Source organism: Streptomyces sp. NPDC059398, assembly GCF_042751845.1.
GTDB lineage: Bacteria > Actinomycetota > Actinomycetes > Streptomycetales > Streptomycetaceae > Streptomyces.
Genome location: NZ_JBHYWP010000135.1, coordinates 1 through 19,096, shown reverse-complemented (window position 1 = coordinate 19,096; position 19,096 = coordinate 1). Strand labels below are relative to the sequence as shown.

13 protein-coding genes and 3 pseudogenes are annotated in these 19,096 nt (G+C 71.9%); 12 read left to right on the top strand and 4 right to left on the bottom strand.

The features are described 5' to 3' along the window. Positions 1-53 precede the first annotated feature (53 nt). Both ACFXBC_RS32425 and ACFXBC_RS32420 read right to left on the bottom strand, forming a co-directional pair. Positions 54-257 carry a ferredoxin gene (locus ACFXBC_RS32425; protein WP_385032737.1) on the bottom strand — a complete coding sequence of 68 codons (204 nt, stop codon included), beginning with the start codon at positions 255-257 and terminating at the stop codon, positions 54-56. Between the two features lie 20 nt (positions 258-277). Further along, the gene (locus ACFXBC_RS32420) at positions 278-1,495 is read right to left on the bottom strand and encodes a cytochrome P450 (RefSeq protein ID WP_385032734.1); all 1,218 of its coding nucleotides are present in this window, start codon (positions 1,493-1,495) and stop codon (positions 278-280) included. A gap of 108 nt (positions 1,496-1,603) precedes the next feature. Here ACFXBC_RS32420 and ACFXBC_RS32415 point away from each other — a divergent pair, with 108 nt between their 5' ends. Then, positions 1,604-2,275: a TetR/AcrR family transcriptional regulator gene (locus ACFXBC_RS32415; RefSeq protein ID WP_385032731.1), complete on the top strand. Its 672-nt coding sequence runs from the start codon at positions 1,604-1,606 to the stop codon at positions 2,273-2,275. Between the two features lie 17 nt (positions 2,276-2,292). Here ACFXBC_RS32415 and ACFXBC_RS32410 read toward each other — a convergent pair whose 3' ends face one another. Further along, the gene (locus ACFXBC_RS32410) at positions 2,293-3,774 is read right to left on the bottom strand and encodes an MFS transporter (protein WP_385032728.1); all 1,482 of its coding nucleotides are present in this window, start codon (positions 3,772-3,774) and stop codon (positions 2,293-2,295) included. Positions 3,775-3,858: 84 nt separating this feature from the next. Between ACFXBC_RS32410 and ACFXBC_RS32405 the strand changes: the two genes are divergently transcribed. From ACFXBC_RS32405 to ACFXBC_RS32390, 4 genes and pseudogenes are all read left to right on the top strand, one after another. Next, positions 3,859-4,851 carry a LysR family transcriptional regulator gene (locus ACFXBC_RS32405; RefSeq protein WP_385032725.1) on the top strand — a complete coding sequence of 331 codons (993 nt, stop codon included), beginning with the start codon at positions 3,859-3,861 and terminating at the stop codon, positions 4,849-4,851. Between the two features lie 406 nt (positions 4,852-5,257). Next, the gene (locus ACFXBC_RS32400) at positions 5,258-5,884 is read left to right on the top strand and encodes a hypothetical protein (protein WP_385032722.1); all 627 of its coding nucleotides are present in this window, start codon (positions 5,258-5,260) and stop codon (positions 5,882-5,884) included. A 57-nt stretch (positions 5,885-5,941) separates the two neighbouring features. Beyond that, positions 5,942-8,081 (top strand): annotated as a pseudogene (locus ACFXBC_RS32395) (bifunctional polysaccharide deacetylase/glycosyltransferase family 2 protein); the annotation flags it as partial. Positions 8,082-8,179: 98 nt separating this feature from the next. Continuing rightward, positions 8,180-9,346: pseudogene (locus ACFXBC_RS32390) on the top strand (acyltransferase); the annotation flags it as partial. Here the strand turns inward: ACFXBC_RS32390 and ACFXBC_RS32385 are convergent. Further along, positions 9,314-10,075, bottom strand: coding sequence for an AraC family transcriptional regulator (locus tag ACFXBC_RS32385; RefSeq protein ID WP_385032719.1), 762 nt, complete (start codon positions 10,073-10,075; stop codon positions 9,314-9,316). The pseudogene ACFXBC_RS32390 and the gene ACFXBC_RS32385 overlap by 33 nt on opposite strands. 150 nt (positions 10,076-10,225) lie before the next feature. Here ACFXBC_RS32385 and ACFXBC_RS32380 point away from each other — a divergent pair, with 150 nt between their 5' ends. The 7 genes and pseudogenes from ACFXBC_RS32380 (at position 10,226) to ACFXBC_RS32350 (ending at position 19,042) form a co-directional block, all read left to right on the top strand. Then, a complete protein-coding gene (locus ACFXBC_RS32380; protein WP_385032740.1) occupies positions 10,226-11,479 on the top strand; it encodes an MFS transporter in 1,254 nt (417 codons plus the stop codon). A 202-nt stretch (positions 11,480-11,681) separates the two neighbouring features. Then, positions 11,682-12,515 (top strand): annotated as a pseudogene (locus ACFXBC_RS32375) (uroporphyrinogen-III synthase); the annotation flags it as partial. A 226-nt stretch (positions 12,516-12,741) separates the two neighbouring features. After that, the gene (locus ACFXBC_RS32370) at positions 12,742-13,281 is read left to right on the top strand and encodes a GNAT family N-acetyltransferase (protein WP_385032716.1); all 540 of its coding nucleotides are present in this window, start codon (positions 12,742-12,744) and stop codon (positions 13,279-13,281) included. Positions 13,282-13,406: 125 nt separating this feature from the next. Continuing rightward, a complete protein-coding gene (locus ACFXBC_RS32365; protein ID WP_385032713.1) occupies positions 13,407-13,988 on the top strand; it encodes a CGNR zinc finger domain-containing protein in 582 nt (193 codons plus the stop codon). 142 nt (positions 13,989-14,130) lie between these two features. Then, positions 14,131-16,581: a HelD family protein gene (locus ACFXBC_RS32360; RefSeq protein ID WP_385032710.1), complete on the top strand. Its 2,451-nt coding sequence runs from the start codon at positions 14,131-14,133 to the stop codon at positions 16,579-16,581. Positions 16,582-17,025: 444 nt separating this feature from the next. Beyond that, positions 17,026-18,459 carry an NAD-dependent malic enzyme gene (locus tag ACFXBC_RS32355; protein WP_385032707.1) on the top strand — a complete coding sequence of 478 codons (1,434 nt, stop codon included), beginning with the start codon at positions 17,026-17,028 and terminating at the stop codon, positions 18,457-18,459. 301 nt (positions 18,460-18,760) lie between these two features. Continuing rightward, positions 18,761-19,042, top strand: coding sequence for an HU family DNA-binding protein (locus ACFXBC_RS32350; protein WP_003968811.1), 282 nt, complete (start codon positions 18,761-18,763; stop codon positions 19,040-19,042). Positions 19,043-19,096: the final 54 nt, after the last annotated feature.

The following is a 19,096-nucleotide window of genomic DNA, read 5'->3' as shown; positions in this document are numbered from 1 at the left end:
TTTTTCTACCCCGGCCCCCACCGAGATATACACACCCACTAGCGTCGGCTGCGTCATCTGTGTATAAGAGACAGGAGGCGCAGCGCGCCCGACGGGCAGAGCATGCCGGCCTCGCGTGCTGTGGCGTGGGTCTCCGGAGACGGGTCCGGGGTCAGTACCGTCACCACGCCGTCGTCGTCCTGGTCGAAGACCTCCGGCGCGGTGAGTGCGCACAGGCCCGCTCCCACGCAGACCTCGCGGTCGGCCGTCACGCGCATGGTTGCTCCTTTCGCCGTGGTCACCAGATGACCGGGAGTTCGTTGACGCCCTGGATCGTGGTGCCAGGGCGCAGGGTCAGGCTTTCCACCGGTACCGCGAGCCGCAGGTTCGGCAGGCGGTCGAACAGCGCCGTGAGGATGATCTCCAGTTCGAGGCGGGCCAGGTTCTGGCCGAGGCACTGGTGCACCCCGTAGCCGAACGCCAGATGGTGGCGTGCCTGGCGGTGGATGTCGAAGGTGTCCGGGTCGGAGAAGACCGAACTGTCTCGGTTGGCGATGGAGTTGGTGACGATGACACCCTCGCCCGCCCGTATGAGCTGTCCGTCGACATCGATGTCAGCGGTTGCGATGCGGGCCCCGGCGATGTCCGCGATCGCCAGATAGCGCAGCAGTTCCTCCACCGCGCCCGGCACCAGCGAAGGGTCGGCGCGCAACTCGGCGTACTGGTCGGGGTGTTCGAGCAGGGTGATGACGCTGAGCGATGTCATCGACGCGGTTGTCTCATGGCCGGCCACCAGCAGCAGGATCGCGGTCGCCACCAGTTCGTCGCGGTCGATCGTGCCCTTCTCCAGCTGTTCCGTGACCAGGGTGCTCAGCAGGCCGGGTCCGGGGTTGCCGCGCAGGGACTCGATCAGGCCGCCCAGATACTCCTCCAGTTCGTCCCGGGCGGCCAGCGAACCCGCCGCGTCCGGGGACTGGATGAGCCGCCTGCTGGCGTCCTGGAAGGCGTCGTGATCGGCGTAGGGCACACCGAGCATCCGGCAGATCACCATGGACGGCACGGGCAGCGCGAACTGGCTGACGAGGTCGGCGGGCGAGCCGGAGGCGATCATGTCGTCCAGGAAGCCGTGCACGATCTGCTCGATGTCGGCCCGCATGCCCTTGATGCGCCGGACCGTGAAATCGCTGATGGTCATCCGGCGCTTGGACCCGTGCTCCGGCGGGTCCATGCCGATGAAGGCCGCCTGGCGTTCCCGGAAGCCCATCACTCGCTCGGACGTCGCGGGGAACGCGTCCTTGGCCCGGTCGGACGACAGCCGGGGGTCGGACAGCAGCTTCCGCGCCGTCTCGTACCCGGTCACCAGCCAGGCCGGCCGTCCGTCGTAGAGGGTCACCTGCTGCAGTGACCCCTCGCGGTCCCGCAGCTCCTTGTACTGATCGGGCAGGTGGTAGGGACAGGTGCGGTCGCTGGGATAGGCGGGGGCGCCTGAAGGGGGCGTCGTAACGGTCTCGGTCATCGTTCCCTCGATGTGCTCGACGCTTAAAGAACGGTCCGTTCTCTAAAGGGAGGCTAGGCTGGCCGCCTTGAGGTCCACAACGGGTGTTTCGACAAATGGCCGGGAGTCATGCTTCCAACCCACGGAGATGCGCCGGACCGGCCGACCGGTGACCACCGCAGAAATCCTCGCCGCCGGGGCGAGGAGCTGGAGAACGCCATCCTGGCCGCCACCGTCGAGGAACTGGCCGAGGTCGGTTACGCCGGACTGACGATGGAACGGGTGGCGGCGCGGGCCCGCACCGGCAAGGCCACCCTGTACCGGCGGTGGTCGGGGCGTGCGGAACTCGTCATCGACGCCTGCGCGGCCCACCGCCTGTACGAGACCGATCTGCCCGACACCGGTGCCCTGCGCACCGATGTCCTCGCCGCGCTACGGCAGGTCTCCGCCAAGATGGCCTCCTCGCACGGCGACATCCTGCGCGGTCTGCTGACCGAGGCCATGCACGATCCGGAATTCGCCCGGCTGGTCCGCGAACGCGTCCAGGGCGCAGGCCCGGGGCCGATCCAGGGAGTGCTGTGGCGCGCTGTGGCACGTGGCGAGATCGAGCCGTGGGTTCCGGCATCGCGGCGTGCCACGGTGGCGATCGATCTGCTCCGCAACCACTTCCTGCTCTTCGGGGCCCCGATCCCGGAGGACGTCATCGGTGAGATCGTCGACGACGTCTACCTGCCGCTGCTCTTCGCTCCGCCGCGTACTTTTCCGGCCCCGCCGCCGGAGGCCACCGCCGGGGGCGCTTAGCCGCAGGGGCGGGGTGTTCAGCCGGTCCGGCCGGGTCGTCCCGGCCCGCCGTCCCGCTGGAAGACCGCCGACAGCAGGAGCGCGACGGCTGCCGCCGATGTGGGGACCGCGTACCCGGCGGTGGGGCTCAGGTGCTCCACGATCCATCCCGCCGTCGCAGACCCCGTGGCGATGCCGCCCAGGAGCGCGGTGACGGACAGAGTCATCCCCTCGTTCAACTGGCCCTGCGGCGTGATGCGTTGGACCAGGGTCATACCGGTCACCATGGTCGGTGCGGTGGCCGCGCCCGCCAGCAGCAGGGTGGCCGACAAGGCGAGCAGGGAGCCGGTCGCCGATGCCGCGACGAGCGGGCCTGCCATCAGCAGCGTCATGGCGGCGAGGCACCCGAGCAGGCGCCGGCGTACGTGCGGCGCCGGGCGCACCGATCCGTAGAGCAGCCCCGCGACGCACGAACCGGCCGCCTGGAGTCCGAGTACCGCTCCCGCCGCCGCACGGTGTCCCTGTGCGTCGGCGAAGGCGAGTGTGGTGACCTCCATGGCACCGAACACCGCGCCGGTCGCGAGGAAGACGGCGATCAGGGGCGGGAATCCGGGGGCGCGCAGCGGTGAGCGGGTCGTGGTCGTACGGGGGGCCGCGGGCGGTTCCGTCGCGCGCTGGGCGGCGAAGATCAGTACCCCCGTGACCAGGAGGAACGCTCCCACCAGGGTGCCCGCCTCGGGGAAGAGTGACGAGCAGAGGAACGCGGCCGCCACCGGGCCGAGCATGAAGCAGAGTTCGTCCACGGCCTGTTCGAAGGAGTTGGCGGTGTGCAGGGCGGCCGGGTCCCCGCGGTGCAGATGCGACCAGCGGGCCCGGGACATCCCGCCGGTGTTGGGGGTGGTCGCGGTGGCGGCGTAGGCGGCGTAGAGCGTCCAGTCGGGTGCGCCGTACCGCACACAGAGCAGCAGGGCCAGCGAGCCGAGCGCCGCGAGCAGCGTGGCGGGTACGGCGATCCTGGCCTGGCCGTAACGGTCGACCAGGCGCGCCGTCCACGGGCCGACGACCGCGGTGGCGGCGAGGCCGGTGGCGGTGACGGTACCGGCGAGCGCGTACGAGCCGCGGGAGCCGGCGATCATGACCACGGCGCTGACGCTGAACATCCCCATCGGGAGCCGGGCCAGGAGGTTGCCCGCGGTGAAGGCGCGGGCGCCGGGGGTGGCCAGCAGCCTGCGGTACGGGGCGAGCGCACCCTCGGTCGCGGGTTCGCTCGCGGGTTCGCTCCCGGTGCGGGGGGCGGGCGAGGGGGCGGTGGGGGGTGCGTCGGGGGTGGGCTTGTCGGTGGTGGGTGCGGGCCCGCCGGGGGTGGATGCGCCGGTGGCCGGTGCGGGCTCATGGGTGGTGGGTGCGTCCGTGGCGGGTGCGGGGCCATCGGTGGTGGGGGCGGTGGCGGTGGGGGTGGGGCTCTCGGTGGTGGGGGCGGTGGCGGTGGGGGCTTGGGTGCGGGTGGTTTCCGGCTCCATGGGTGTCAGCCTCCCGGGCCCGGCGTGACGTGGTCCAACACCTGTTCGGGCCCGATTGACGCGGTCGCGTTGTAAATTCGGCGGATGCCCCAGCGCCTTCCGGACATCGCACCCCGTCTGCTGCGTGCCTTCGTCGCCGTCGCGGAGGATCTGCACTTCACCCGCGCCGCCGCCCGGCTCTATGTGGCGCAGCAGGCGCTGAGCCGTGATGTGCGGCGGGTGGAGCGGGAGTTGGGGGCCGAGCTGTTCGTCAGGACCACCCGGCAGGTGTCGCTCACGGCCGACGGGGCGCGGTTGCTGCCGTACGCCCGGCGGGTGCTCGCGGCGTACGACGAGCTGGCGGCGGCCTGGACCCCTGACGGGCGCCCCCTGCTGGTCGATGTGGGTGCCCCGGTCAGTACGGCCTCCCGGTTGCTGGCGCGGGCCCGGGAGATGGCGCCCGACGTCGAGTTCGTGGCCCGCTTTCACAGCGGTCTGACCGGGGCGGCGGCGGAGATCGTGGCGGGGCGGCTCGATGTCTCGGCCGGCCGGGTCGCCGGTCTTCCGCCGGAGGTGCTGGACCTGCTCGACCACCGGCCGGTCCGGTTCGAACGGATGGCGGTCCTGCTGCCGGCCGAGCACCCTCTCGCCCCCCTCGACGAGGTGCCGCTGACCGCGCTGGCGGGGGAGACGCTCTATGCGGCGGCGGGAAACCGGGCCACGGCGGAGTGGACCGATCTGGCGGAGCGGCTGTTCGCCGGCCGGGGCATCGTCCTGGCCGAGCCGTTCCCGGAGATCGACGGTGCGGAGGAGTTCGCGCGGGTGATTCGCAAACGCCGCTGGTCGGTGCTGGCGAGTACGGAGTTCATCGGGGTCCCGGGCATGGTGCTGCGCCCGCTGGTCGGTCCTGTACCGCTCTCGCCGATCTCGCTCGTCTGGCGAAAATCCTTGCGACACGCGGGACTTCGTGCGCTCCATCGGGCGATCGACGAGGGGGTGGCCGCCCATGACTGGCTGGACCTGCCTGCCGGGGCGTGGCTTCCTGCTGTGGACATGGCGATGAGTGGGCAGATCAGGGGCCCATATGAGCAACTGTGAACAAGCGTCCTGAAGTGGCTTGAACCTGCGCTAGATTCGCCCACCGGACGCAGCCAGCAGGGGGCGCTCGGACCTGAGTGGGGACTCGGTCCGGCGGTATCCGTCCGGTCAATGACGCGCAGTGAAACGACCTTGGGGGGATGTGTGGACCGTGGTGGAAAAATGGCGAGAAGGCGCCCGTTTCGGGCAGATGTATGAGCCGCCGGACGTGACCGTTCAACTCGACTGCCTGGGGCGGGAGGTGGCGGGCGGCGGTCCGGGCGGGACACCCCGGCCGGGCGGGCCTACCGGGCCGAACAGACCTCCGGGGCCGGGCGGTTCTCCCAGGTCCGGGGAGTCCGCCAGGCCCGGCGAGCCCTCGGGCCGGCCCTCCGCAGCAGGAGGTGTGGCGCCCGGGGTGGGAGGTGTGCCACCTGGACCGGGTGGTTCCGCCGGCTCGGAGCGGGGGGATTCGGCCCCGGCCGCCGACCGTCCCGTCTTTGTGGACGCCAGTGGCCGCCGGGGCCGTCAGTACCGCCGTATCGGCTGGCTCATCGCCCTGGCCTGCGCCTCCTACGCGGTACTGCTGGTGGCCACCGTCGTCGGCGGGGACTCCACCGCCCCCTGGCTGCTGATCCCGGGGCCCGCCCACGGGAAGAAGGCGGAGACCGGCAGAGATCCGGCCACGCATGCGGCGTCCCCGGCGCCGGGGGTACGGGACCCGGGAGCAACACCGGCACCCGTACCGGTGAACGTCGCCTCCGCCGGGGCACCGGAACCGGCCACCGCGGTCTCCCCCGGGGTACGGGTCACGCCCGCGCCCCCCGGCACCGGAAGCGCCCGCCAGGGCGGCGCCGCCGAGTCCGGTACGTCCAGTACATCCGCACCGCCCGTCCGCGCCCCCGGCGCGGGCTCAGCGGATCCGGCGCCCGTGGTGTCCGCTCCGCCGTCCGGGGGCGGCCACTCACCGTCTCCGGCCGCACCGGCCCCCTCGGCCGGCCCGAGCGCGCCGAACTGGCCCGAGCCGTCCGCACCCGCAGAGAGCGCACCGTAAGCCATGAGAACCGTCCGACGGCCGAGTGCCGCCCGGCCCGCCCGGTTCAGGCCGCCCATGCGGTACCTCCTGCCGCTGCTCCTGCTCCTCGCGCTCTTCGGCATGCTGGTGATGCGCGGTTATGTGCACAGCGAGATCGTCGCGGACCACCGGGTCAGACCGCCGGCCCCGACCGGTGACGTGCCCGGCCACATCCTCGACGGCGGTCCGGTCATCGACGCCCGTGGCAAGGGGGAACCCACCAGCCTGCGCATCCCCGACCACCGGATCGTCCTGACCTTCGACGACGGACCCGACCCGGAGTGGACCCCGAAGGTGCTCGACGAGCTGAGGAAGTACCACGCACACGCCGTCTTCTTCGTCACCGGCACCATGGCCTCCCGCTACCCGGCCCTGGTCAGGCGGATGGTCGAGGAGGGCCACGAGGTCGGCGTGCACACCTTCGACCACCCCGACCTCTCGTACCAGTCGAAGAGCCGTATCGACCGGGAGCTCTCCCAGACCCAGCTGGCCCTGGCGGGCGCGGCCGGTATCCGCTCCTCGCTCTTCCGGCCGCCCTACTCGTCGTTCGCCGACGCGCTGGACGACAAGAACTGGCCGGTCGTGAAGTACATCGGAAGCCGTGGCTACATCACGGTGCTCGACTCCGTCGACAGCGAGGACTGGCAGCGGCCCGGCGTCCCCACGATTCTGCGCAATGCCGCTCCGCACGGCGGCCGGGGCGCGATCGTCCTCATGCACGACTCGGGCGGGAACCGCGCGCAGACCGTGGCGGCGCTCGGCCGCTATCTTCCCGAACTCCAGCGCAGGGGTTACGAGTTCAGCAGCCTCACCGATGCCCTGGGCGCCCCTTCGTCGCAGACCCCGGTCAGCGGCGCCGAGCTGTGGCGCGGCAAGGCGTTCGTCTTCGCGGTCGGGCTCTCCGACGAGGTCTCCGGCATCCTGATCGGCTGCCTCGCCGTCGTCGGCGTGCTGGTGTTCGCCCGCTTCGGGCTGATGCTCGTGCTCTCCTTCGTCCATGCCCGCAGGGTCCGCGCACCGGGCTTCCGCTGGGGCGAGCCGGTCACCGAACCGGTGTCGGTGCTCGTCCCCGCGTACAACGAGGCCGCCTGCATCGTCAGTACGGTCCGCTCGCTGGCCGGAAGTGACCACCCCGTCGAGGTCGTCGTCATCGACGACGGCTCGTCGGACGGTACGGCGGAGCTGGTGGAGGCGGAGCGGCTGCCCGGTGTCCGGGTGGTGCGCCGCCACAACGCGGGGAAGGCCGCCGCGCTCAACACCGGCATCGCGCACGCCCGGCACGACCTCATCGTGATGATGGACGGCGACACCGTCTTCGAAGCGGCCACCGTGCGCGAACTGGTGCAGCCCTTCGGCGACCCGGCGGTCGGCGCGGTCGCCGGGAACGCCAAGGTCGGCAACAGGGACGGCCTCATCGGTGCCTGGCAGCACATCGAGTATGTGATGGGCTTCAACCTGGACCGCCGGATGTACGACGTCCTGGGCTGTATGCCCACCATCCCGGGGGCCGTCGGCGCCTTCCGCAGGACGGCGCTCGACGGAGCCGGCGGGCTGAGCGAGGACACCCTCGCCGAGGACACCGCTCACGATGGCCCTGCACCGCGACGGCTGGCGCGTGGTCTACGCGGAGAACGCCCGCGCCTGGACCGAGGCGCCCGAGAGCGTCCAGCAGCTCTGGTCGCAGCGCTACCGCTGGTCGTACGGGACGATGCAGGCGATCTGGAAGCACCGCCGCGCACTGGTCGAGCGGGGCCCGTCCGGGCGGTTCGGCCGGATCGGCCTGCCGCTGGTCGCGCTCTTCATGGTGCTGGCGCCGCTGCTGGCCCCGCTCATCGATGTCTTCCTGCTGTACGGGCTGATCTTCGGCCCCACCGAGAAGACCGTGCTCGCCTGGCTGGCCGTCCTCTCGGTGCAGGCGGTGTGCGCCGGGTACGCGTTCCGGCTCGACCGCGAACGGATGCGGCACCTGGTCTCGCTGCCGCTCCAGCAGATCCTGTACCGGCAGCTGATGTACGTCGTGCTGCTCCAGTCGTGGATCACCGCTCTCACCGGCGGGCGACTGCGCTGGCAGAAGCTGCGCCGTACCGGAGCGGTCGCCGCCCCCGGCGCGCTGCCCGCACCACGCGAGGACCGAGCGGGCAGCGTGCCCGGGGCGCGGCCCAGCGACAACCGGCCCAGCGACAACCGGCCCAGCGACAACCGGCCCAGCGACAACCGGCCCAGCGACAACCGGCCCAGAGATAAACGGCCCAGAGATAAACGGAGTTCTGCCGTATGACCGCCACCACGCCTCCGTCCGTCCCGGACGTTCCCGGCCGTGACCGCTGTCTCGATCTGCTCCGTACCACCGCCCTGGTCCGCGTCGTCTTCTACCACCTGTTCGGCTGGGCCTGGCTGTCGGTCGTCTTCCCTTCCATGGGCGTCATGTTCGCCCTCGCCGGCTCCCTGATGGCCCGCTCACTCGGCCGCCGGACCCCGGTGACCGGAAAGGCAGCTCTGGCCGTCATCCGGGGCCGGGTCCGCCGGCTGCTGCCGCCGATGTGGGCGTTCGGCGCGCTGATGGTGGGGATGATGGCGTACGCCGGTTGGCGGCCCTCCGTCACGAAGCTGCTGTGGTACGTCGTCCCGCTCGGCGCCCCGCCCTATCCCGACACGCTCGGCTCCGCGTCCGGCAGGCTCGACCAGGACTGGCCCGACCAGGCGGTGGGTCCGCTCTGGTATCTCCGCGCCTACCTCTGGTTCGTACTGCTCTCCCCGCTGCTGCTGCGGGCGTTCCGCAGACTGCCCTGGCCGACGCTGCTCGCGCCGCTCGCGCTGACCGCGGTCGTCGGCACGGGGATGGTGACCGTACCCGGTGAACCGGGCCTCGCCCTCACCGACTTCGCGGTCTACGGCTCCTGCTGGATCCTGGGCTTCGCCCACCGGGACGGGCTGCTCAGCAAGGTGCCGCGCTACTTCCTGGTCTCCTGCGCCGTCCCCGTCATGGCGTTCGGCCTCTGGTGGGCGCACGGCCACATCGGGCCCGACGGCTGGGACCTCAACGACATCCCGCTCGCCCAGGCCGCCTGGTCGCTCGGCGCCTGCGCGCTGCTCCTCACCTACGCCCCGTCCTGGCGCCGACTCCCGCCCCGCCTGGCCCGGTTCGACAGGGTCATCACGCTCACCAACAACCGCGCGGTGACCATCTACCTCTGGCACAACGCCCTCATCATGGCCACCGTGCCGCTCGTCGACCAGCTGTACGAAGTGCCGTTCATCGAGGGCCGGTTCGACTTTGCGCTGACCGCCACGTACAACGTGTGGATGTTCCTCGCGGTCTGGCCGCTGATCGGGCTGGCCGTGCTGGCCACCGGCTGGATCGAGGACCTGGCGGCCGGCCGCCGCCCCCGGCTCTGGCCGGACGGCGCGCTATCTGGCCGGGGCGGCGCCCGCACGGTAGGCCCCGGGGGTGGTGCCCATGGCCTGGGCGAAGGTGTGGACGAACGCGCTGGTGGTCGCCCAGCCGCAGGCATGGGCGGTCTCGGTGACGGCGGCGCCCTCGGCGAGCATGACCAGCGCGGTGAAGAGGCGGGCGCGGGTGCGCCACTGGGGGTAGGTCATGCCGAATTCGTCGCGGAACAGCCTTGAGAGGGTGCGCTGGCCGGTGTGGGTCCTGTCGGCGAGCTGGGCGAGGGTGTAGCACCTGCGCAGATCGTCCTCGACGAGGCGGCAGGCGTCGGCGAGCCGCCGGTCACGGGGGGCGGGCAGGGCGACGGGCTGAGCCGGGACGCGGCGCAGCCGGTCGCGGAGCACGGCTTCGATGTGCCGGGTCTCGGCCGGTGCGAGGGCGGTGCTGGTCAGGGCGATGAGGAGTTCGCGGACCAGGCTGTCCACGGCGATGACCGTCGGGCGTCCGGTGTGGAGCAGCGGCGTCCTTCCCCGGGCGGGGAAACCGATGGTGTGGAAGTGGCTCTGCCCGTAGAAGCGGTGTTCGTGCCAGGTGTTCGCGGGGACCCACAGGGCCCGGTCGTTGGAGGCGATCCAGGATCCGTGTTCCGTGGTGATCGCGAGTACCCCGGAGCTGACATAGATGAGTTGGTGGTCGTCGTGGCGGTGCCGGTCGATGGTGTCGCCACCGTCACGGAACTGGGTGCTGGTCGGCGCGACGGGCGTGTGGCGGATCTGCGACATGGATAGGCAGAATACGGGAAGCGCGCCGGGGGGCCTGTTGCCCATCGTGGGGGAATGACATCGATCCAGGGAACAAGCGCTCCCGGTGCGGCCGGCCCCGGCGAGGACGCTCCCAGCGGTGCCGCCGACCGGCCGGGGCACTGGCGCCGGATGCGGATCTGGGCCGGCGCCCATGCCGTCGACGACTTCTACCAGGGCCTGGTGCCCGCCGCGGTCCCGTACTTCGTACTGCAGCGGGACTTCAGCTATGTGCAGGCGTCCGGGCTCGCACTGGCCGCGACGCTGGGCAGTGCACTGCCGCAGGTGCCGATCGGGCTGCTGGCCGACCGTTACCGGCTGCGGTGGATGTCGCCGCTGGGCATCAGCCTGGCGGGGACCGGGGCGGGCCTGTCCGGGCTCGTGCCCTCCTACCCGGTGGTGTTCGCGCTCCTGCTGATGGCGGGCGTGGGCATCGCGATGTTCCACCCGCCGGCGGGGCGCGACGCGCGCCGCGCGGCCGGGGGCAGTGCCACCGCGATGAGTTACTTCGCCGCCGGCGGAAGCGTCGGCTTCTTCGTCGCTCCGGCGCTGGTCACACCGGCCCTGGACACCCTCGGGATGGGCGCGACAGCGCTGTTCGTGCCGCCTGCCGTGCTCATGGGATTCGTTCTGCTGCGCCACCACAACCGGACCGCAGGCCCGGCGGCCAGGACGGTGCGGCACCGGGGCGAGGACCGGCCCGGCCTCTTCGCGGCCCTGACCGCCGTCGAGGTCGTGCGCTCCACCATCTCGACCGGCCTGAACACCTTCATCTCGCTGTACTGGATCCGCCACCTGGAGGGGAGCAGCGGTCTCGGCGGCATCGCCCTGACCCTCGAACTCGGAGGCGGCGTGCTCGGCACCCTGCTCGGCGGCCGGCTCGCCGACCGCATCGGCATGGTCCGTACGGTGCAGATCGGCAACGCCGCCATGCTGCCCGCCCTCTGGTCCATGCTGGTCTGCGACGACAAGTACTACGCGCTGCCGCTGGCGATGCTGGTCGGTCTGATCTCGAACATCCCGTTCGCCGTGCTCATCAAGCTCGGCCAGGACTACCTGCCCAGCAGGCCCGGCACGGCGGCCGGAGTGACACTCGGCCTCGCCATGAGCGCCGGAGGACTGTTCATGCCGCTGCTGGGCCTCGTCGCCACGCACTACGGTCCCCGGGGCGCGCTCATGCTGCTTGCCACCGTGCCGGTCCTCGCGGTCCTGCTCTCCATCGCGCTGCGCGAGCCCGTCCACCAGGATCCGGAGCCCGTTTCCCGTGTGCCGGAGCCGGTCCACCACGCACCGGAGCCGGTTTCCCGCGAGCCGGTTTCCCGTGAGGCGGAGCCCGCCGTCCACCCCGAACCGGGATCCGACCCCCGCGAACCCGACACCGGGTGACCGACCGTGCGGCGGCCGTGCCGTGAGCGGGTGGGTTCCGGGGTCGTCCACCGCATCCGGGCTGGTGCGGGCGGTATACCGTCGGCGTACGGATCCGGTACCGATGACGCCGCGAGCTCAGCAGGGCGGGCGCCGCCGCGGCGGCAGGGGCGGCCGGCCGGCGGGACCGGGCCGTCACGCGTTCCTGGGAGGCTCACGCACCATGCACGACACCGCACCGCCCCGGCCGGGCCCGCTCGCCGGGTTCACCGTCGGCGTCACCGCCGCCCGGCGCGCCGACGAGTTCATCGCGCTGCTCCAGCGGCGGGGCGCCGAGGTCCGGCACGCGCCCGCGCTGCGTACCGTCCCACTCGCCGACGACCGTGAACTCCGTACCGCGACCGACCAGTTGATCGCCACCGCGCCGGACACCGTGATCGCGACCACCGCGGTCGGCTTCCGGGGCTGGGTCGAGGCTGCCGAGGGCTGGGGCCTGGGCGGCGCCCTGGCCGAGCGGCTGCACGGCGCGGAACTCCTCGCACGCGGGCCCAAGGTCACGGGGGCGATCCGGGCGGCCGGACTGCGCGAGGCGTGGTCGCCCGGGTCCGAGTCGATGGCCGAAGTACGCGACCGGCTGCTCGCGCAGGGCGTCGCGGGCCGCCGGATCGCGGTGCAGCTGCACGGCGATCCGCTGACCGGTCTGATCCAGGAGCTGCGGGGCGCGGGCGCCGATGTGGTCGGCGTACCGGTGTACCGGTGGCTGCCGCCCGAGGACATCGGCCCGCTCGACCGGCTGACCGACGCGGTACTCGCCGGGTCGGTCGACGCCCTGACTTTCACCAGCGCACCCGCGGTCGTCTCGCTGCTGGCCCGAGCCGAAGCGCGCGGACTCCACGCCGACCTGCTCGCCGCGCTCCGGCACAGCGTGCCCGCGTTCTGCGTGGGGCCGGTCACGGCGCAGCCCCTCCAGGCGCACGGCGTCCCCACGCTCCAGCCGGAGCGCTTCCGGCTCGGGCCGCTCGTACAGCTGCTCTGCGCGGAGCTGCCGTCCCGGTCGGACGGTGTCGCGCGCGGATCCGCGGGTGGTGCTTCCGGAGGCGGGCGGTGACGAGCGGGCCTTCGTCGCGGAGGCGTCCGGGCCGCGGGCGGAGCCTGGGCGGCCGGAGCTGATCCGGACGGTCGCCGGGGCGGCCCGAGCTGATCCGGACGTCCGCCGGGCGGGACTGCCGGCCGGCCGCCGACCCGGCGGCGGGGCCGCGGAGCCCCGGGGCTACCGTGCGGGAATGATGACCGAAAACATCCGGCTGCGCCCGGTCGAGCTCTCCGACGCCGAAGCCCTCGCCACCGTCCTGGACCGCAACCGTGCCCATATGGCCCCCTGGGACCCGGCCAGACCCGAGTCCTTCTACACCGTCGATGGCCAACGGGAGCGCCTCCGGGTCTCGCTTGCCGAACGGGAGGCCGGGCGGGTGATGCCCTGGGTCCTGGAGGAGACCGGCACCGGGGACATCGTGGGGACCATCACCCTCAACAACATCATCCTCGGACCGCTCTGCAGCGCGGTCGTCGGCTACTGGGTGGACGCGGGCTGCACAGGCCGCGGGGTGGCGTCCGGTGCGGTCGATGAGGTCTGCCGGATCGCCCGCGACGAGCTCGGGCTGCACCGCGTCGAGGCCGGGACGCTGCTCGACAACGTTGCCTCGCAGCGGGTGCTCACCAAGTGCGGCTTCGAGTCCTACGGGGTGGCGCCCCGCTATCTGCACATCAACGGCGAGTGGCGCGACCACCGGCTCTTCCAGCGGATCCTGCACGACCGCAACTGAGCCCGGCGGTAAGGGATTCCGGCCGTGCGGGATCCGGTCGCCGTGCGCGATCAGGCACGTGCGTGTTCCGGCAACCCTCACCGGCGGGGTTACGGCACGGCACGTGACTGGGCACTGTAAGAGGTATGGGTTCGCACGCGTACGAGCTGCGGTTCGACTCCGGGCGCATCTGCCTGGACCTGGTGGCGACAGGGACGGATTCCGTTGAACAACTCGACTGCGGGCGGCGGCTGGCCGCCTGGCTGACCGGCGCCGGACTGGTCCCGGTCGGCACCCCGATCCCGGCCCCCGGCGCCGACTGGCTGCATGCCTTCACCGAACTCCGTTCCCATGTGGCCGAGTTGGTACGGGCCGAGGTCGCGGGGCGCCCGGCGGAGCGGGCGCTGGCGGAGGTCAACGCCCGTGCGGCGGGCCCGCCTCCGGGGCTCCGGGCGGTACGCGGTGAGGGCGGCGGCCTCGTCAGGGAACTGGCCGCCGCGCCCGAGCGTGACGCCCTGCTCGCGGCCGTCGCCCGGGACGCCGTCGAGCTGCTCACCGACCCGGGGGCCCGCGCGCTGCTGCGCCAGTGCGAGGGCGACAACTGCCGGCGGCTCTATCTGGACACCTCCCGGGGACACCGCCGACGCTGGTGCTCCAGCGAGGTCTGCGGCAACCGCGAACGGGTCGCCCGCCACCGCCGCAGGGCGGCCGTGGCGGCCCGCACCTGAGGGGGAGCCGCAGCACGCCCGGGGAACGCCGGAGGAACACCGGCGGGACGCCGGCCGTAACGCCGACGGAACGGCGCCTGACATACGCTCCCCCTTCGCATAGGGTTGACGGTCGCCCAATGAATGCAAGAAGGGGGCCTCAGTGGCCGCGCAGGACGCCGCTGTCGACTCGGTCAGGGACCGCGAGATCGCGACCGAGCAGGAGCACCTCGATCAGGTGTACCGACGCCTTGAGGAGAAGATCCACGAGGCTGAGTTCCTCATGAACGACGCCGCCCAGCGCGGCCAGGTCGGCACGCCGGGCGCGCTCGCCGAGCGGGACGCCCAGGTCTTCCGGGCCGGTATCCATCTCAACCGCCTCAACAACGAGTTCGAGGACTTCCTCTTCGGACGTATCGACCTGCTCCAGGGCAAGGACGGCAAGAAGGGCCCGGACGGCGCGTACACCGCCGTCGAGCCGGCCGACGACGCCGTACGCCCCGACGACACCGCCGATGTCGCCGAGACCCTGCACATCGGCCGTATCGGGGTTCTGGACTCCGACTACTCGCCGCTGGTCATCGACTGGCGGGCCCCGGCCGCCGCGCCCTTCTACCGCTCGACCCCGGTCGACCCCGGCCGGGTCGTACGCCGCAGGGTCGTCCGCTCCAAGGGCCGCAAGGTCCTCGGCGTCGAGGACGACCTGATGCGCCCCGAGCTGACCGCCTCGCTCGACGGCGCCCCGCTGGCCGTCGTCGGGGACGGCGCGCTGATGGCCGCGCTCGGGCAGGCCCGCAGCCACACCATGCGGGACATCGTCTCGTCCATCCAGGCCGAGCAGGACCTGGTGATCCGGGCGCCGGCGGCATCCGTCACCGAGGTGTCCGGCGGGCCCGGCACCGGCAAGACGGCCGTGGCGCTGCACCGTGCCGCGTACCTGCTCTACCAGGACCGCCGCAAGTACGCGGGCGGCATCCTGATCGTCTCGCCGACGCCGCTGCTCGTGGCGTACACCGAGGGCGTGCTGCCCTCGCTCGGCGAGGAGGGCCAGGTCGCGATCCGCGCGGTCGGCTCGCTGGTGGACGGCGCGGAGGCGACGGCGTACGACGATCCGGCCGTCGCCCGGATCAAGGGCTCGTCGCGGATGCTCCAGGTGCTGCGGAAGGCGGCACGCGGGGCGCTGGAGAACCCGGCGCAGCGTCCGGTACGGCAGCGGACCCGGGGCGGCGGTCCCGGCGGCCGCGCGGGGGACGAGCAGCTGTCCTTCGGCGACCCGGACCAGCAGTCCGGCGAGCAGTCCGGCGAGCAGTCCGGCGAGCGGGAGGAGCCGCGGGACACACCGTCCCCCGCCACCCCCGACCGGCTGCGGGTGGTCGTCTTCGGCGGCCGGCTCGAGCTGGAGGCCGACGAGCTCCGGCGTATCCGGCAGAACGTCCTCGGCGGCACCGCGCCCGTCAACCTGCTGCGCCCGCGCGCCAGGAAGCTGCTGCTCGACGCGTTGTGGGCCAAGTCGGGCGGCCGGTCCCGGGGCGCCTCCTCGTACGCGAGCGATCCGGAACTCGCCGCCGAGCTGCGGTCGTCCTTCGACGACGACGTGTCGAGCGAGGACAGCTTCACCGACTTCCTGGACGCCTGGTGGCCCGAGCTGACCCCGCGCGGGGTGCTCGCCGCGATGGCGGACGAGCGCAGGCTCGGCCGCTGGGCCCGCCGGGTGCTCAACCAGGGCGAGGTGCGCAAGCTGGCCCGCTCGCTGCGGCGCGAGACCCTCTCGGTGCACGATGTGGCGCTCCTCGACGAGCTCCAGGCGCTGCTCGGCACACCGCACCGTCCGAGGAAGAAGCGGGAGTACGACCCGCTGGATCAGCTCACCGGTCTTGACGAGCTGATGCCGCAGCGCGAGGAGACCCAGTGGGAGCGGGCCGACCGGCTGGCCCAGGAGCGCACCGAGTACGCGCATGTCATCGTCGACGAGGCCCAGGACCTGACGCCCATGCAGTGGCGGATGGTCGGCCGCAGGGGCCGTCAGGCGACCTGGACGGTCGTGGGCGACGCGGCCCAGTCGTCGTGGTCGGCCCCCGACGAGGCTGCCGCCGCCCGCGACGAGGCGCTCGGCGCGCGCCCGCGCCGCCGCTTCACACTGACCGTCAACTACCGCAATCCGGCGGAGATCGCCGAGCTGGCGGCGAAGGTGCTCGCGCTGGCCATGCCGGGCATGGAGTCGCCGTCGGCGGTCCGCTCCACCGGCGTCGAGCCGCGCTTCGCCGTCGTCCCGGACGGGGATCTGGCGGGCACGGTGCGTGAGGAGGCCCGGCTGCTGCTCGACCGGGTCGACGGGACGGTCGGTGTGGTGGTCGCCATGAACCGTCGCGATCAGGCCAGGAAGTGGCTGTCCGGTCTCGGGGACCGGGTGGTGGCGCTGGGCAGCCTGGAGGCGAAGGGGCTTGAGTACGACGCCACGGTCGTGGTGTCGCCCGCGGAGATCGCGGACGAGTCACCGGCCGGGCTGCGGGTGCTGTACGTGGCGCTGACCCGTGCCACGCAGCAGCTCACGGTGGTCTCGGCGGCGGGCGACGCGCCGGACGGCGACGGCGTACCGGATCTGCTGCGGGACTGACAGCGCAGCTCGCCGGGGGTCCGGCCGTCTCATGCCCGGGGGTCCGGGTGACGGGCCCGGAGTCAATGTGCCGGAGGGGAATCACTTTCCCGGGTGGTTTGTTAATCTGGACGTGACACCGGCTCGATCCAAGCCCCCGGGCCCAACCTTCGTCGCTTCGAGCGACCACTTGCCGCGAGGCGAGCATGGCGGGCCGGTGTCACCTAGACCGTGACTGAAGAAGGTCCGCACCACCCCCGGGTGGTGCGGACTTTTTCTGTTTCCGGGCGGGTCCGCGCAACTTTCTGCGGACCGTACGTCCCTGGGGCTTCCCCGACCAGGACGTTTCTCGTATGGTGGAAAACACTTTCCGAATCGGAGGTCCCATTACCAGCTACTGGCTGGTAGGTGCGACCATCGGATGCGTTTTACCGAACAACCAGGGAAAAGCAAAGGAAGTCGGCCATGGCAACGGCGCCCAGCGTCTCGTACTCGATCACGGCGCGTCTGGAGGTCCCCGCGAGCGGGACCGCGGTCAGCCAGCTCACCACGGCCGTGGAGTCCTCAGGCGGCTCGGTCACCGGCCTCGACGTCACCGCATCCGGCCACGAGAAGCTGCGGATCGACGTCACCATCGCCGCTTCCTCCACCGACCACGCCGACCAGATCGTCCAGCAGCTCAAGGGCATCGAGGGGGTCGAGCTCGGGAAGGTCTCCGACCGTACGTTCCTGATGCACCTCGGCGGCAAGATCGAGATGGCGTCCAAGCACCCCATCCGCAACCGTGACGACCTCTCGATGGTCTACACGCCGGGTGTGGCCCGCGTCTGCATGGCGATCGCGGACAACCCCGAGGACGCCCGTCGGCTCACCATCAAGCGCAACTCCGTTGCAGTGGTGACGGACGGCTCCGCGGTCCTGGGCCTCGGCAACATCGGCCCGAAGGCCGCCCTGCCGGTCATGGAGGGCAAGGCGGCCCTCTTCAAGCGCTTCGCCGGGATCGACGCCTGGCCGCTCTGCCTGGACACCCAGGACTCCGACGCGATCGTGGAGATCGTCAAGGCCATCGCGCCCGGCTTCGCCGGCATCAACCTGGAGGACATCTCGGCGCCCCGCTGCTTCGAGATCGAGGCCCGGCTGCGCGAGGCCCTGGACATCCCGGTCTTCCACGACGACCAGCACGGCACCGCGATCGTCGTGCTGGCCGCGCTGACCAACGCGCTGCGCGTGGTGGACAAGGAGTTCAGCGAGGTCCGGGTGGTCATGTCCGGTGCCGGAGCGGCCGGTACGGCCATTCTGAAGCTGCTGCTGGCCGCGGGTGTCAAGCACGCGGTCGTCGCCGACATCCACGGTGTGGTGCACGCGGGCCGCAAGGACCTGGTCGACGCCGAGCCCGAGTCGCCGCTGCGCTGGATCGCCGACAACACCAACCCCGAAGGCGTGACGGGCACGTTGAAGGAGGCCGTGGTCGGCGCGGACATCTTCATCGGTGTCTCGGCCCCCGACGTGCTGGGCGGCGAGGACGTCGCGGCGATGGCGGACGGCGCGATCGTGTTCGCGCTCGCGAACCCCGACCCCGAGGTCGACCCGGCGATCGCCCGTCAGACGGCGGCAGTTGTGGCCACCGGCCGCTCGGACTTCCCGAACCAGATCAACAACGTGCTGGTCTTCCCGGGCGTCTTCCGCGGTCTGCTCGACGCCCAGTCCCGTACGGTCAACACGGAGATGATGCTCGCGGCGGCGGGCGCGCTCGCCGATGTCGTCGGCGCGGACGAGCTCAACGCCAACTACATCATCCCCTCCGTCTTCAACGACAAGGTCGCCGGGGCGGTCGCGGGAGCGGTCCGCTCGGCCGCGAAGGCCGCCGGTGTGACCGTGACGGCGCCCACGTCCGCCTGACGCCCGGCGCGTCGCGGGACTCACGGCCCCGAACGCCCCTCTAGGGTGGCGGGAAATGAGCCCCCGGGCGCCCACAGCCGGGTTTCACGGAGTCGACGGAGCGTCACCGTCCCGGGACAGTGACGCGTTCGTGTGACTCCGGTGAGTGCCGGATTGGCTTTCCCGCCGTTGGTGGGGGCAGGATGCATATTCGGGCGCGAGGGTCTGACGTCAGACCCGGGTCCGGGGACTGTCCTAGGGCCCTGGCAGCATCGGCTTCGATCTCACGCCTTACAGGCAAGAAGAACACGGGAGTAACAACATGAACCGCAGTGAGCTGGTGGCCGCCCTGGCCGATCGTGCCGAGGTGACCCGTAAGGACGCCGACGCCGTTCTGGCCGCTCTCGCCGAGACCGTCGGCGAGATCGTCGCCAAGGGCGACGAGAAGGTCACCATCCCCGGCTTCCTGACCTTCGAGCGCACCCACCGTGCCGCTCGCACCGCGCGTAACCCGCAGACCGGCGACCCGATCAACATCCCCGCCGGCTACAGCGTGAAGGTCTCCGCGGGCTCGAAGCTCAAGGAAGCCGCGAAGGGCAAGTAACCCCAAGCGCAAAGTACGGAGCACAGAACGGAGGGCGGCCACCCGGTCAGGGTG